The 15,270-nt window shown below is 46.9% G+C and carries 17 protein-coding genes; 2 read left to right on the top strand and 15 right to left on the bottom strand.

Annotated elements, in window-relative coordinates:
• Positions 1-53: 53 nt before the first annotated feature.
• The 3 genes from SporoP33_RS00695 to SporoP33_RS00685 form a co-directional block, all read right to left on the bottom strand.
• Positions 54-182 carry a YvrJ family protein gene (locus SporoP33_RS00695; RefSeq protein ID WP_081241957.1) on the bottom strand — a complete coding sequence of 43 codons (129 nt, stop codon included), beginning with the start codon at positions 180-182 and terminating at the stop codon, positions 54-56.
• A gap of 70 nt (positions 183-252) precedes the next feature.
• Positions 253-471, bottom strand: coding sequence for a DUF2922 domain-containing protein (locus SporoP33_RS00690; protein ID WP_081241956.1), 219 nt, complete (start codon positions 469-471; stop codon positions 253-255).
• Positions 472-494: 23 nt separating this feature from the next.
• On the bottom strand, positions 495-716 hold the full coding sequence (locus tag SporoP33_RS00685; protein ID WP_081241955.1) for a DUF1659 domain-containing protein: 222 nt from the start codon (positions 714-716) through the stop codon (positions 495-497).
• 133 nt (positions 717-849) lie between these two features.
• On the opposite strand from SporoP33_RS00685, the gene SporoP33_RS00680 reads away from it, so the two are divergent.
• Positions 850-1,260, top strand: coding sequence for a DUF2621 domain-containing protein (locus tag SporoP33_RS00680; protein ID WP_081244700.1), 411 nt, complete (start codon positions 850-852; stop codon positions 1,258-1,260).
• 74 nt (positions 1,261-1,334) lie between these two features.
• On the opposite strand, the gene SporoP33_RS00675 is transcribed toward SporoP33_RS00680, so the two are convergent.
• From SporoP33_RS00675 to SporoP33_RS00640, 8 genes are all read right to left on the bottom strand, one after another.
• Entirely contained in the window at positions 1,335-1,868 is a 534-nt protein-coding gene (locus SporoP33_RS00675; RefSeq protein ID WP_231293269.1) for a CcdC family protein, read from the bottom strand.
• Positions 1,861-2,190, bottom strand: coding sequence for a thioredoxin family protein (locus SporoP33_RS00670; RefSeq protein WP_081241954.1), 330 nt, complete (start codon positions 2,188-2,190; stop codon positions 1,861-1,863). The genes SporoP33_RS00675 and SporoP33_RS00670 overlap by 8 nt, the downstream gene beginning before the upstream one ends.
• A gap of 37 nt (positions 2,191-2,227) precedes the next feature.
• Positions 2,228-2,938, bottom strand: coding sequence for a cytochrome c biogenesis protein CcdA (locus tag SporoP33_RS00665; protein WP_081241953.1), 711 nt, complete (start codon positions 2,936-2,938; stop codon positions 2,228-2,230).
• 131 nt (positions 2,939-3,069) lie between these two features.
• Complete coding sequence (locus SporoP33_RS00660) at positions 3,070-4,842, bottom strand: ABC transporter ATP-binding protein (protein ID WP_081241952.1); 1,773 nt, start codon at positions 4,840-4,842, stop codon at positions 3,070-3,072.
• Positions 4,835-6,595, bottom strand: a complete 1,761-nt coding sequence (locus tag SporoP33_RS00655; protein WP_081241951.1) for an ABC transporter ATP-binding protein — start codon at positions 6,593-6,595, stop codon at positions 4,835-4,837. The genes SporoP33_RS00660 and SporoP33_RS00655 overlap by 8 nt, the downstream gene beginning before the upstream one ends.
• A 189-nt stretch (positions 6,596-6,784) precedes the next feature.
• A complete protein-coding gene (locus SporoP33_RS00650) occupies positions 6,785-8,035 on the bottom strand; it encodes a Y-family DNA polymerase (RefSeq protein WP_081241950.1) in 1,251 nt (416 codons plus the stop codon).
• 202 nt (positions 8,036-8,237) lie between these two features.
• Positions 8,238-8,651 carry a pyridoxamine 5'-phosphate oxidase family protein gene (locus tag SporoP33_RS00645; protein ID WP_081241949.1) on the bottom strand — a complete coding sequence of 138 codons (414 nt, stop codon included), beginning with the start codon at positions 8,649-8,651 and terminating at the stop codon, positions 8,238-8,240.
• Between the two features lie 79 nt (positions 8,652-8,730).
• Positions 8,731-9,483 carry a DUF2087 domain-containing protein gene (locus SporoP33_RS00640; protein WP_081241948.1) on the bottom strand — a complete coding sequence of 251 codons (753 nt, stop codon included), beginning with the start codon at positions 9,481-9,483 and terminating at the stop codon, positions 8,731-8,733.
• Positions 9,484-9,709: 226 nt separating this feature from the next.
• On the opposite strand from SporoP33_RS00640, the gene SporoP33_RS00635 reads away from it, so the two are divergent.
• Positions 9,710-10,489 carry an NRDE family protein gene (locus SporoP33_RS00635; protein WP_081241947.1) on the top strand — a complete coding sequence of 260 codons (780 nt, stop codon included), beginning with the start codon at positions 9,710-9,712 and terminating at the stop codon, positions 10,487-10,489.
• A 51-nt stretch (positions 10,490-10,540) separates the two neighbouring features.
• Here the strand turns inward: SporoP33_RS00635 and SporoP33_RS00630 are convergent, their stop codons facing one another.
• The 4 genes from SporoP33_RS00630 to SporoP33_RS00615 all read right to left on the bottom strand — a co-directional run bounded on the left by SporoP33_RS00630 (position 10,541) and on the right by SporoP33_RS00615 (position 15,243).
• The gene (locus SporoP33_RS00630) at positions 10,541-10,996 is read right to left on the bottom strand and encodes a helix-turn-helix transcriptional regulator (protein ID WP_081241946.1); all 456 of its coding nucleotides are present in this window, start codon (positions 10,994-10,996) and stop codon (positions 10,541-10,543) included.
• A gap of 203 nt (positions 10,997-11,199) precedes the next feature.
• Entirely contained in the window at positions 11,200-12,654 is a 1,455-nt protein-coding gene (locus tag SporoP33_RS00625; RefSeq protein ID WP_081241945.1) for a carbon starvation CstA family protein, read from the bottom strand.
• 135 nt (positions 12,655-12,789) lie between these two features.
• On the bottom strand, positions 12,790-13,518 hold the full coding sequence (locus SporoP33_RS00620; RefSeq protein ID WP_081241944.1) for a LytR/AlgR family response regulator transcription factor: 729 nt from the start codon (positions 13,516-13,518) through the stop codon (positions 12,790-12,792).
• Between the two features lie 6 nt (positions 13,519-13,524).
• Positions 13,525-15,243 (bottom strand): LytS/YhcK type 5TM receptor domain-containing protein, encoded by a 1,719-nt coding sequence (locus SporoP33_RS00615; protein ID WP_081241943.1) that lies wholly within the window; start codon positions 15,241-15,243, stop codon positions 13,525-13,527.
• Positions 15,244-15,270: the final 27 nt, after the last annotated feature.

The raw sequence follows: 15,270 nt of genomic DNA, 5'->3' as shown, positions 1-15,270 counted from the left end.
AGAGCCGCCGCTATTTGGCTAAACATTGACGAAATCATGAAGTTCCGATGAAGTCACCTGTTTTTTATATCCGAGAGAACGCCATGAATCGCTTCAAGCTTTACTTCCAGCCGATGCAGCAGATAAAACGATACGAAAATCGGAAATCCGACATCCTGGATGAGTTGCAGCCAATGTTCCATTGTTCACTCCTCCTTCCTATGAATCAAAAAAGCCGGCTTCCAGTACATGACTGAAAACCGGCTGTATCCGTTAACGAGTGACGAGTGTTTGTGTTTCGCGCAGTAATGTGCGCGCACCTTTAATCGCAGCAAGCGGTGATTCCTCTACAATGAATACATTGCTTGCGATGATTTGCTGCATCGCGGATTCCACTTGCTCTGTTGTGAGATCTTCACGCGGTTCGTCCACTGTTAATTTTACGGGCTTGCCGTCCGCTGTCAAAAATGTCAATTCCAATACTTTTTCCATGCATTTTCTCCTCCTGTACGGGTTTAGTTATGAAGATCTTCTGTCAGAACCTTCTCGAACTGGATTGTCTGATAGCTTGATAAAGAAGACAGTGTAGTAAAAGCCGTATACAAGTTTGCCGGTGTTGCCCCGTTGTGTACAAATCGGTACGTTTTTACTTTGCGGATGAAATTGCCCTTTTCATTCACGCCGGCGTTGAAATGAATCTTCCCTACCGCCTGTTTAAATTCTAGTGCAGCTGCCATGTGTATCACCTCCTTTCACCCGCTATATAGACGCGAAAGAAAGAATCGGATACTTTGTTAGTGAAATATTTCTCAAATGCTTTTATAATGAAGAATAGAATGGAAGAGGTGAAAAACCGTGCAAGACCTATTTATGTGGTTCATCCTGTTTTGGGGTATTGTGTTGATCGGGTTATTCGCCATTGGCGGGTTCTTCATGTTCCGGAAGTTCTTAAAGGTGCTGCCGAAAGAAGACGGTAAATCAACACTGGACTGGGAAGAACATTATGTCAACGAGTCCCTGCATTTGTGGAATGACGAAGCGAAAGCCATGCTGAATGAACTTGTCACGCCTGTGCCGGAACTGTTCCGTGACGTGGCAAAGCAGAAGATCGGCGCCAAGATCGGTGAAATCGCGCTGGAAGACCGCGCCAAGACTATTGAATTTGACCATATTATTAAGGGCTATATTCTCGCTACTCCCAAGCGCGACCATAATTTCCTTCGCAAGAAACTCAAGCAAATGGAAATAGATGTTCAGCCGTACGAGCATTTATTTATCTGAACATAGCAAAAGGATGTCCGCATAGGTCATCCTTTTTTGCATCAAGTCAACATTCACATACAAAAAAGGAACCGTCACAAAGACAGTTCCTTTTTTCGCATACATTTTTCCAGTTTTTTATACTTCAGCAGCATTCCAATCCGCCACGGCAGGATCATCGAGAATGCCAAAATGAAGAACATGCCGCCAAGCTCGCCCACATCAATCGAATTGCTGAGCACAATCTTCCCAACTGCGCGGATTACCAGCAAACCGAGTAAAATAATGAGAAACGCCTTGGACTTCTTCAGATAGATTCCGTCATTCTTCAGCTCGAATGTTGTTGTATAAATTAGAAAAGCTGAAAACACGACCCCGACCAGGCTGGCTTCTAGCACTTGCGTCCACGGCACCTGGAATTCATCGAATAAAAACATCAGCATCCCCGTTGACATAAATAGCGGCGGAAGGATGATTTTCCTTGCCTGGATCGGCTTATTCGACGCCTTCGCCCGCATCGTATAGACGAACGTCGTCATAACAATGAAAATCAGCGTAGAGCCAATGATCAAATAGATCGATGGAATACTTGTGAAAATATAATCTATCCATCCCTGTATCTTATTCATCAGCGTCCCTCCACTGCACCAGCTCATCGAGACGTTTCTTCAAATCGTTCATTGGAACAATCCGCGCGAAACGGGCTAATTCCTTCTGCTCGTGAAACAGTAAAACGACAGGTGCGGTAAAGAGTGCCAACTGCCCCGCCATTTCCGGTACTTCCGCTGCATTCACCCGGTAAAAGCCGAAAGGGTAGTCACTTTCAAGTTCCGCCACCTGCGGATACAGTCCTTCGCAGACAGAGCAGTTATTCGTCTTCACAAACAACAAAAACTGCGGCGTTGATTTCAGCACATCCTGCCATTCATCAAATGAAGTGATTTCTTTCATACTACACCTCTTTTCTGCTCATCAGCCTGCATTAAAATTAAAAGCCTTGGAAATCCCCAAAGATCGGGCTAAGCAAACTAGTTAAATAGACCATTCCATTAAAGAATAACAAAATACCAAACACGATCATCAAATAGCCGCCCACTTTTGTAATCTTCATACTGTGCCTGCGGATCCAGCCGATTCTTGTGATAAAGAATGACAAGAAGAAGAATGGAATTGCAAATCCGAGCACATACAGCATCATATACAGCATACTCGACGCAGGGTTGGTGGCTGCGAGATAAATAATCGCACCGATAATCGGCCCCATGCAAGGCTGCCAGCCGGCTGCGAAAGCCAATCCGATCAGCGCCGTGCCAAGATAGCCCGCCGGACGATTTTTAAATTGCAGCTTTTTCTCTTTCATCAGAAATTCGGGTTTAAATACACCAATCGTCATCAGACCAAAGATGATGATAAAGATCGCACCCAGCTGACGAATCAAGTCCTGGTACTGTAAGAAAATAGATCCGATAAATGATGTACTGAATCCAAGAATTATGAATACAATCGAGAATCCGAGTAAAAAGAACAGCGTATGCAGAACACCCGCGCGGCTCATTCCTTTTTTCTTATCTCCCAGATCATCCAGTGACATACCGGTAATGTACGATATAAAGGCCGGGTATAGTGGCAATACGCATGGAGAAATGAAACTTAGGAAACCTGCTCCAAACGCAAAGAATATATTAACATCCGTCCCCAACAAAATTCCTCCTTTAACAGTAGGACGAGTAGAATGCCGGCAAACCGCCAGCATTCCCACTCTATCGTACCAAACAAGTGCATAGATTACGCTTCATTTGATTGTGAAATCTTTTTGACAATCGCGCAATTCTACTCTTGTTCACCGTTCTGTAACTCATACATCGTGTAATACAATCCCTTTTGCGCAAGCAGCTCTGTATGCGTCCCGCGTTCGACGATTTCGCCGTGGTGAAGCACGAGAATTAATTCTGCATCTGCAATCGTACTGAGACGGTGTGCAATCGCAATCGTTGTACGGCCTTCACGCATCTTCGATAGACTTTTCTGAATGGCGACTTCCGTTTCCGTATCAATATTCGCTGTCGCTTCATCGAGCACAAGCACTTTCGGGTTCATCGCAATCGTCCGCGCAAATGCGATTAACTGCCGCTGACCGCTTGACAGCGTCGAGCCGCGTTCCGTCACTTTCTGCTGATAGCCATTCGGCAGCTCATTAATAAAGTGATCAGCCTGCACAAACTCTGCCGCTGACCGTACATCTTGATCGGTCAGCTTTTCATTGTGCAGACGGATGTTGCTCGCGATATCGCCATAAAACATGAACGGATCCTGCAGGACGAGTCCTACTTTTTTACGCAGTTCTTCCATTGGATACTCTTTCAGCGATACCCCGTCAATCAAAATCTCACCGCGCTCATATTCGTAAAAGCGCATGAACAAATTAATGATTGAACTTTTTCCGCTTCCCGTATGACCGACAAGTGCGACTGTTTCTCCTGCATTCGCAGTGAAAGAAATATTTTTCAACACATCATTTTTGCCGTCGTAACTGAATGTCACATTACGGAACTCGATTGTGCCTTCCGTGATTTTCTGATCAGACAGCGCTTTTTGTGCCGGCTCAAGTTCCGGATCATCAATCAGTGCAAATACCCGTGCTGCGGACACGATAGCCTGCTGGAACATGGACAGCCGCTGCATAAGCTGGTGAATCGGCTGGAATAAACGTCTCAGCAGCGTAGTAAATGCATAGATAATACCGACATCTACTGCAGACGTCAGCGATGCCGAACCAAAATACGCCAGCACAGCAATAATAGCACCTGCATACATCAAGTCGATAAATGGTCCAAGCATCAGGCTGTCAAAACGGATATTTCGCAGTCCTGCGCGATAATGCCCCTCATTCACTTCGACAAATTCATCAGACAGACGCTTTTCCTGACGAAACGCCTGAATTATGCCCATGCCGGACAATGACTCCGAGATTTTCGCATTCAATTGACTGAGCCGTTCCCGTATATCCTGGTAGAAGTCGGCACTGTAATAGCGGTAGACTGATACGAGGATCAGGAATAATGGCAGCAGAATCAATGTATAGAGCGCAAGTCTGCCGTCGAGAGTGAACAGCGCAATGTAGACACCCGCAATCCCGAAAATCGCCTGCATGAACGTAACCGCCACACTGACGAACATTTCCTTGATCGACTCGGTATCATTCGTTACACGTGACACGATTCCGCCGGCCGGTGTCTGATCGAAATAGCGCAGCCCGAGCTTCTGGACTTTCGTAAAGACATCAATCCGGATTTGCTGGATGATCGCGAGTGCGAGCTCCTGAAAGCGCAGCGTCTGGAAATACGACCCGACAATATTGACGAGCTGCAGCCCGATATAAACGAGCGCAATAATCCACACGTCTTTTGCCGGAAACTCCAGCGGCACGACATAGTTATCAAGAAACCGCTGAATGACGAGCGGCCCGAGAATCGTCGATGTCACCGTCAGCACTAACAGCAGAATTGCGATTAGGGCGCTTTTCTTCATAGGCAGTATATATTTCGCCAACCGTACAAATGTTTTGAACTGATCTCTGGCGGACATCTTCAGTTTGTTATTCATCTGCGCCGCCTCCTTGCTCTACGATCGACTCCAATTGCTGCAGATCGTACATTTCCTTATATACGCCATTTTTCGCAAGTAAAGTCTCATGGTCACCGATTTCTGCCACTTCGCCTTCTTCCATGACGATGATGGTGTGGGCGTGCTGGATAGCACTTAACCGGTGCGACGTGATAATCGTTGTTTTGCCAGCTCTTTCTTCTTTCAACGAACGCAGAATCGCTTCTTCCGTCCGGGCATCCACTGCGGACAATGAATCATCGAGCAGCAGAAGCTCCGGATCCATGAGCAGCGCACGTGCAATTGATACACGCTGGCGCTGTCCGCCTGATAACGATACACCGCGTTCTCCGACAATCGTCTTGTAGCCGTCTTCAAACGACAATATCTCTTCGTGGATCTGTGCAGATTTCGCTGCTTCGACAATTTTCTCCGGATCAATGGCCGGATTCGTAAAGGCGATATTTTCACCCAGTGTAGTCGAGAATAAGAAATGATCTTGAGGAACATAGCCGATAGCCTGGCGTAAACACTCCTTCTTATAACGCATGATCGGAATTCCGCCATACGTAATCGTTCCCGTATAGTTTTCAAATTCGCGCATCAGCAGCTTAAGAATCGCTGTCTTGCCTGAACCGGTCTTCCCTACGATACCGAGCGTTTCACCCTGTTTAAGCGTGAAATGCAAATTACAGAGTGACGGCCTTGTATCATCAGGGAACGTAAATGTATCCACGTCAAACACAATATCTCCGTGCGGTAATTGACTGACCGCATTCGGATGGTCTTGGATTCCCGGCTCAACCGAAAGCAAATCCTGTATCCGGCTGTACGACGCATTTCCCCGTTCGACAATATTAAACAGGAAACCAATCGCAAGCATTGGCCACGTCAGCAGTCCTAAATAGGAAGTGAAGGCGACCAGATCCCCAATCGACAGCTCACCCGATAAAATGAAACGCGTGCCGAAATAGAAGGACAAGATGTAGGAAATCGCAAAAACCCCTGCAATCGTCGGATCGAACAGCGCGTCAATTTTCGCAACGCGCATATTTTCTTTCACGACTTGCTCTGAACGTGCCGTGAATGATTCGACATCCTCTTTTTGCTGGCCGAACGTCTTCAGCACTTTGATGCCTGAAATACTCTCCTGCGTTTTATCATTCAGATCAGAGAATGCTTCCTGCGCCACACGGAACCGGCTGCGCAATAAACGCCCGTAATAGCTTGTCAGGAAAATCATCACCGGAATCGGCAAGAGGGCAATCAGCGTTAATTTCCAGCTGATTGTTATCGCCATCATCAAAATAACGAAACCGCCCGTAGATATGGAATCGAAAAGTGTCAGAATTCCTGATCCCGCCGTTTGCTGCACCGCATTGATATCGTTCGTTGCGTGCGCCATCAAATCACCGACCCGGCGCCGCTGATAAAATGACGGCGACATGCGTGTGAAATGCGTGAACAGCCTCTCTCTCATGACACGCGCGAGATATACTGACGATCCGAAAATCATCACGCGCCAAGTATAGCGCAAGACATACATCAGCACACCCGCCACTGCGAGGATAATCATCCAGCGTGTCAGCATCGGTCCGGTCAGTTCATCTTTCGCTACAGCATCGACGATGAAGCCGATAATTTTCGGCGGCGCCAGTTGAAGCAAGGCGACAATCATCAGGGCCGTAATTCCTATGCTGTATTGTTTTTTCCGCTCAGAAAAAAACCAGCGTAAATCCAGTAATACTTTCACCGGCTCTCCTCCTTTTGTCTGCACGTCTCTTGCTGCAGTATGATATAGTACAAGTCCTCTCGCTATTTGATTCTAGCAAAACTTTTATGTTATCGAAAGTTACGGAACTTGGATATTTCAGTTTGTGAAATACAATGCGAATATCCAAACTGCGGCGGGCAATCTGCAGCAGCATATTCGGCCCGTGATTCATTTATAATGGCCGCCGATTAATTTGTTTCTGCGGTAAGCCGTGCCTCCCGGCGTAACCGAAACAGCGCGCAGGATGGCTGTGGATCCGTATTTCACACGCAATTTATCCATCACATGTCCAAGTTTTTGCTGCTTCCAGTCTGACGGGTCAAATAAACTGAGCTGGAAACTGTTTTGCTCTTCAAGATTCGTCAGGCTGACGGAAATATGACGCACCGGCCGCCCGTCATGGCAGAGTTCAAACAGTTCAAGACAGACACGATAGATGGCAAGCGTTTCATTTGTCGCTTCCGGCAAAGTTTTCCTGCGCTGAAACCCGCCGCCGTGCGCGTGCTTCGAGTAGCCGAACGACAGCTGGACCGTACGCCCTTTCTTTTTCGCAAGCCGCGCACGCATCGCCGTATCTTCACACATTTCGAGCACAACAGTCAGGATTTCATCGGTCGTTATGTAATCACGCAGCAAAGTCTGGCCTTTTCCGTAACTCACCTGTCCCTCGATCAATACGGAACCGAGCGTCGAGTAATCAATGCCATGCGCATGATAATACAGCTGATTACCCATCACACCGAATTTCTTCTCCAAATTCTCCAGCGGTGTCTGCGCCAGATCTCCGACCGAATAGATGCCCATTTCTTCCAGTGTGCGCTCAAGCCGCCGGCCAATTCCCCACATTTTATGAAGCGGCGCGACCGGCCACAGTTTTTCGGGCACATCTTCATACGTCCAGTATGCTACGCCTGTTTTCTTCGCTTCAAGATCCAGCGCAAGCTTTGACAGCAGCATATTCGGACCGACCCCGCACGCAGAGCGCAGCTGGAATTGCCGGTACAACTCATCCTGTATGCGGCGAATCACATGATCCAGAGGACCCCATAACAGTTCCGTTCCGGTAAAATCCACAAAACTTTCATCGATGCTGTACACATGAATCGCTTCTTTAGGCACATAGCGATTCAGCAATTTTGTCAGTTCCATTGAAACATCTATAAAAAACTGCATTTTTGGTTCAATCAAATGAATGCTTGGGTCGTTCGGGATTTCATACAGACGCATCCCCGTCGTAATACCAAACTGCTTTTTCAGCGGCGGCGAGGCAGCGAGCACGACACCGCCTTTTCGCTCAATATTGCCGATAATCGCAATCGGCGTTTTCATCACATCCAGTCCTTCCATTGCGGCTGCACAGCTGGCGTAGAAACTGCGCATATCCAAACAGGCAATCTGTCTATTAGGCAATGGCTTCATATGGCTTTCACTCCTCGCAGGAACAAGTGTTCTTACGGGATAGTATACCCTCTTTCGACGCCGTCAATCAATGGAAATTCGCGGGTTTTTCGTATATTTGTGGCTAACTTGCTCAGTACGTAAAAATATCCCGGAAGCCGGAGTATGACCTCTGGCTTCCGGGATACATTATTAAAATATATTTTTTCAGCATACTAATTATTTACAGGGAAATATCCTGCGGCGGCTTTCCTGATTTATTCATCAGCCGGATTGCGTCCGGTTCAATTTTTAAAATGACAAGATTCGGGTCTTCCGGGCCATCAAACCAATTCTTCATATGTTCGTTCCAGATTTTCTTTTTCAGTTCTTCATCATCGGAAATAGATACACGGCCAGAATACTCAACAAACGCATCACCGAATCCTTCGCCTTCATAACCGAGCAAGATGTGCGTGTACGGATTATCTTCCAGCTCATCCACCTTTTCCGTCTTTTTATTAGTGGGTGTATACAAAGTCAGGCCATCACTCATGAATGTCATGTAACGGCTGTACGGCTTATTATTGTCCACCGTCGCCATTGTTCCAATCATACTTTCATCCAAGATTTTCAGTACTGTATCTTTTGCAGTCATGCACTTCCGCTCCTTTCATGATTACTGCTAGTCTTCCCGGCAGCTGAAATTCTAAACATCAGCGGCTGCATCTGTCTGCCTACTTCAGCCAGTACTGACTGCCTGAGCGTGTCTGACCGAAAAAACCATATTCCGTTAAATAATTTCGAAGCGTAATGAAATCTTCATGAATCTCTGAAAGCGCTTCATTCATTTCATGCTTACTGTAAGATACATCACCGTCAAAGCGCTTACTGATTTCCCGGAGAATAACGCGCCGCTGTTTTTCGGTCACCGGCATTTCATTCAGCCGGCCGTCAGTTCCTTCTGGGAAAAACATCCGCAATATCGCGTGCTGTTCCTCTTCAGCCAACTGATCATCATCGTGAAACAGCTGGGCCGCTTTATGCGGAGGTATAAAAGCGGATTCATACTCATCGCGTTCTTTCAGCAGTTCCATCATCGCAAGAAAGACTTTTGCCTGACGTTCTTTTTCCTTCAGTGCAAAGCGGTGATGCCGCACGGTTGCCGCACTGCCAATTTCAAGTTCCTCCTGTACTTCTTTATCGCTTTTTCCCTGATAAAACAAACGCAGCAAATCACCTTGGTGGCCGGTTAGCCCCGTCGATTTTTTGTCGAGTTCAAGCAAGTATGCAAAAACCGACTGATGCGCATGCTCGATATGCACGGCCATAAACCGCTCCGCTTCATAGAGCGTGTTCTCATATGGATAAATAACCCCTTTTTCTATTCGTTTGCCGCAAAGCAAACAATCATATGAATTATTGCTCTCTGTATATCCTTGTTTTAATTCAATCAGCGTAGCTTCCCAGAACGCTTCCGTATGTCCCATAGTAACAGCACCCCATTAATAAATTTTGCACAACAAACAAACTGATCATTTGTTTGTCCGTTTTGAATCATTATAACGCGTAATTTCAAGCACTTCAACTCGATACTAAACAGTACTGAATTTTGTTTGCCTGAAAGATGAAAGGAATAAATACATAGTCGCCAAATAAAACGGCACATGATACACTAGCGCCATACTGAATTTAGAGATCAATGGGGTGGATGAGATGTGTTTACTGGCTTTTCAACTGCAAAGTCATCCGAAGTACAAATTAGTTCTGATGGCAAACCGGGATGAAGCATACGGACGTTCGACAGCTCCCGCAAATTTCTGGAGTGATCATCCTGAAATTCTTGCCGGACGTGATATGGAGCAGATGGGTACGTGGCTTGGCATCAATAAGCGCGGCAAAGTGGCTGCGCTGACAAATTATCGTGACTTTACATTGCCTGAAACCGGCAAACTGTCACGCGGTCATATCGTGTCGTCTTATTTACAATCCGACGTCAAGGCAGCTGAATTCATGGAGCTGCTGCACATAAACCGGGGTGATTACGCAGGATGCAATGTACTGGCGGGGTCAGCAGAAGAACTGTATTACTACTCAACAATCGGGCAATCTATTAAGCGGCTGACGTCAGGCACACACGGCCTCAGTAATGCGTTTCTGGATACCCCTTGGCCGAAAGTGAATAAAACGAAAGCACTGCTGGCTGATTATTTACAGCAAACGAATGAGATTGATCCCGAAATTTTATTCGCTATGATGCAGCGCGCGGAACGCTTTCCGCCAGAGCAGCTGCCTGATACCGGTGTCGGTGAAGAACTCGAAAGCTTGCTGTCATCGATATTCATCACATCTGAAGATTACGGGACCCGCTGCACAACTGTATTGACGATTGACAGTGATGATTACGTGCAGTTTGAAGAGCGGACCTATACAAACGGTATATTTACGGGCACCCAGAAATTTTTATTCCACATCGAAAAACCGGCAGGCTCCTGATGGGTACAGCCGGTTTTCTTCTGTTTTTCATAAATTATTTTCATATAACTATTATATAATATCCATATACTTTTTGAATTGTGCAAGTGCTTTTTCGCGATCTCCTGTACTGAATAAACGCTTCCCGCCTTCGCCGATAATGCGGTAATGACCGCCCGCTGTGTGCTGCTGAAGCTTATATTGCTGCCATTGACCGACCTCTATCCACCAGTTCACGGAAGCGCTGGCCGCCGTTTCTCGCGAATGAATCTCCGCATGCACAGCGATTTCCGCCAATTCCACCGGATCATCACCCATAACCGAGCGCAGCAATGCACTCTCCCGAAACAGCGCGCAAACAACCACTGCCACTGCCCATCCCAACTCCTGGCGGCCTTTCTCCAGCTGTACGAGGGTCTTTTTCGAGATGCCGATAATGTCCGCCATCTCATCTTGCGTATAGTCCATTTCCGTCCGAATTAACTTCATACGGGGTGACACTAAGTCGATTACCGTCTGCTTATTCAACGCTTTTCACCTCTTTACACAAATAGTGTATAATTACACTATTTATTACTTAAGTTATTTTTAGTGTGTTTGCCGTCTTTTTTTATATTTTTCTTTCATTCGTGCACTTAGGTCTAAACCTGTACGAAAAGTATATCATATCCAAAAAATCGCATAGAAAAAGCCTGCTGAATCAAGGCTCAGCAGGCTGCTTCCATCATATATTAAACCGTTTCCGGAGATTCCCAGTCTGTAATATCTTCCTCAAGCGGAATTTGTGCAGCCCGTGCTTTCACCGCCGCATTAAAGAACAAGGCTACCAAGAAGATGGAAATGATAGTTGCACCGATATAAGAGACATTCATCGGCAACCCAAATCCAATGGCTGCGTTCAGTATATACGTTGTCGTGGCCATCAGCATGAATGTGCCGGGTATGAGTGCAACCCAGTAGTTCTTGCCGGCAATGAAGAGATACATTGCTCCTACAAACAATGCGATCACGGCTGTCGACTGATTCGCCCAGGAGAAGTAACGCCACAGAATATTGAAGTCTATTTGCGTCAATGCAATCGAGACGGCAAACATCGGTACCGCAATCAACAAACGGCTTGTGACTTTCGCCTGCGGATACTTGATATAGTCCGCGATGATCATCCGTGCACTGCGGAACGCGGTGTCGCCAGACGTGATCGGCAGAATGATAACGCCAAGAATAGCGAGAGTACCGCCGACTGCGCCGAGCATAACCGTTGAAACTTCGCTAACAATTACTGCAGGTCCGCCAGCTGCCAGCAATTCACTCAATGTTACACCATTGAACAATGCCATACCGGCCGCTGCCCAGATCATAGCAATAATTGCTTCTGCAATCATCATACCGTAGAAAATCTTGCGTCCCTGACTTTCTTTTTGAGTCGTCCGGGAAATAATCGGAGACTGCGTCGCATGGAAGCCGGACAGCGCTCCGCATGAAATCGTCAAGAACAATAACGGGAAGATAGGCAAATTATCAGGATGTAAATTTGCAAATGTTAATTCAGGAATCGGAACACCTTTAATGACCATCATACCGCCGATACCTACTGCACTGATTACAAGCAGCGCACCGAAGATCGGATAGAAACGGCCAATCACTTTATCGATCGGCAATAATGTTGCCAAAATATAATAAAGGAAAATAAGTGCAACGATAATACCCAATGCCATCCAGCCGTCCATCAGATTGTACAGAAGGCCTGCCGGCGCCGAAACGAATACCGTACCGACCAGCACAAGCAGTAACAGTGCGAAGGCATTCACAACATGTTTCATGAACTTGCCGAGAAATTTACCTGCCAGTTCAGGCAAGTGCGCTCCGCGGTTCCGTATAGAAATCATCCCCGTCAGATAATCATGCACCGCGCCTGCAAAAATTGCACCGACGACAATCCAGACAAATGCGACAGGCCCGTAAAGCGCACCCATGATTGGTCCGAAAATCGGTCCGACACCCGCAATATTAAGTAATTGAATTAATGAGTTCTTACTTGTGCTCATCGGCACGTAATCGACACCGTCCGCGCTGGTATACGCTGGCGTAGCACGGTCTTCTTTTACGCCGAACATTTTGACGATGTACTTGCCGTACGTGAAATATCCGACGATTAATAAAACGATCGAAAATAAAAATGTAATCATAGCTTCTTTCCCTCCTAATGTTAACGCTTACATTAAGTATAATAGATATACACCTGCCTAATGACAAAATCTCGCAACATGTCAAAATCTCGAAGTAAGATGCACTCCGGGAGATTAACAGGTTGCGAGATGTTTTTAGCCTTCTAAACGCTGACGTAATTCCTTTACATAATTCCGGCTGACGGATAATTTTTCGGTCCGCTGATCAATTTTCAGCTGATAGGCACCGTTAAACCAGGGAGTCAAACTGCTGACATGGGCCAAGTTCACGAGGAAGCTTTTATGAATGCGGAAGAAAGATGAAGGAGTCAGCTTCTGTTCCAGCTCTTTTAACGTCATACGTGTTTCGTATTCCCGTGAAGCCATGACGATTTTCGTCCATTTCTCTTCCCGGTGCACATAAAGAATGTCGCGGATCGGCAAATAGTGGATTTCACCTTCCGTCTCAACGGGCAGACGGTCAATTCGCTTCGGTGAGGCTGAGACCGCCGGCGGTTGAAGCGCTTCTTTAACACGTGCAACAGCCTGACGAAGCTGATCTTCATCATACGGCTTCAGTAAATAATCGATCGCATGAATCCGGAACGCTTCCGCAGCGAATTGAGGATAAGCGGTCGCAAACACAATATACGGCACTTTCTTCAATGCGCTCAGCGTCTTCGCCACTTCCATGCCATCTACTTTCGGCATCTCGATATCAAGAAAAACGACGTCCGGCTGCAATTGCATCACTTTAACAATCGCATGCTCCCCCGAATCCGCTTCTCCGATCACCTTCACTCCGTCACATTGTTCCAGCAAATAAATCAGTTCTTCACGTGCGTAGCGCTCATCATCCACGACCAGCGCACGAATTTGCGGCATGCTTCATCACCTCCTTGGAATCTGGAATGAAATGCTCGTTCCTTCATTCGGCGTGCTCTGTATTTCAAGTCCTGACTTTTCATCAAATGACATCATAAGACGCCGGTTCACATTATACAGACCGAGTCCTGTTCCTTTTTCAGATAGGACCTGCTGCCGGCCAAGCTGCGCAAGGCGCTCGCAGTTGATCCCTTTGCCGTTGTCTTTCACCATAATATGAATGGTGTCACCGTTATCATGTATCGAAATATGGACGACCGCGTTTTCGTCAAGATCTTTGATGCCATGCGTGATTGCGTTCTCGACAATCGGCTGCAGTGTCAGGGGCGGAATTTTCACCTGCATGATGTTCGGGTCCGCATCGATGCGAATCTGTAATTTATCAATGAAGCGCGCTTCTTCGATCATTAAATACGCTTCGACATGTGCAAGTTCCTGCTGCAGCGTCACCATTTTAGCGGTCGTCCCTTCGAGGTTCTGACGCAGAAAGAATGACAGTGACGAAAGCAGTTTACGCGCTTCATCAGGGTTCGTGCGAATTAAGGAGATAATAATATTCATCGAATTAAACAGGAAGTGCGGACTGATCTGCGCCTGCAATGCTTGAATTTCCGCTTCTTTTGCGAGTTGATGCGCACGATCAGCCTCTGCGATTTCGAGCTGATTGCTTAATAATTCCGCAAGACCCGCAATTAATTCAATTGTCACGCCTGTAATTGCTTTGCGTGAAGGATAAAATAATTTCAGCGTCCCTATTGTTTCGCCGCGCGTCTTCAACGGCGCAATGACGATTCCGCCAAACTCGGGCACTTCCGAATGCGCATGGGTTACGGCATCCGTAACGATCAGCCGGCCTTCCTGAATCACTTTTCGCGTCATATCGGTCCGGATGGCACCTTGCATCACATTTCCCCCAGGGCCAACAAATGCCAAAATGTCCGTTTTATCTGTCATCGCGACAGCGCCCGGCTGCAGCTCGTCCATCAAGATGCCGCAGACAGCTGCAGCAGTATCTTTCCGCATGCCTGTCCGTAAATATGCGAGTGTCTGATCCGCAATGCGCAACGTTTTTTGGGCATGCAGCGCTGTGATTTTCTCTTGATCACTGATGACATTATACGCAATCAGCATAAAAAGTGCTGCACCCATGCCGTTGGCGAGAATCATTGGCAATCCGATCGCCTGGACCAATGCAAACGCTTTCTCAAACGGCTCCGAGATGAATAAAATCAGCGCCATTTGCAGACTCTCCGCAGCTGCGCCGATCGCAAATGCGGTGAGCGGGCTGATATGCTTGCCCTTTTTATAGAAGAAACCCGCCAGCACACCCGAAATAATTGTTGAGATCCCGCAAGAAACCGCCGTAAATCCGCCAAGCGATATGCGATGAATGCCGGCAATCAGCCCGGCGCCAATCCCAAGTCTATAGCCGCCAAGCAAACCGGCGACAACAACTCCGATTACCCGCGAGTTCGCAATCGCCTCATCGGTCTCCAGCTGCCACGACATATTTTCAAAATGAAATGTCTGCATGTCAAGTGCCACGCCGAAATAGGTCCCAAAAATACCGAATAAACCAAAAAAGAGAATCGCCGTCAGTTCCTGCCGGCGATCCAATACGTCCTGGTGAATCATATTTGGAAAAAAACGAAAACGGGTCAACAGGAAAGCGACTGCCACAATCATCCCGACCCGCTCCAGCATAATAATCATCAAATCGAGCATCGCTATCCTCCGTTCGTCCGGTCAGCC

The organism is Sporosarcina sp. P33, assembly GCF_002077155.1.
Classification (GTDB): Bacteria; Bacillota; Bacilli; order Bacillales_A; family Planococcaceae; genus Sporosarcina.
Note: the sequence above shows the minus strand (reverse complement) of the source record. Positions and strands in the feature narration are given on the sequence as shown.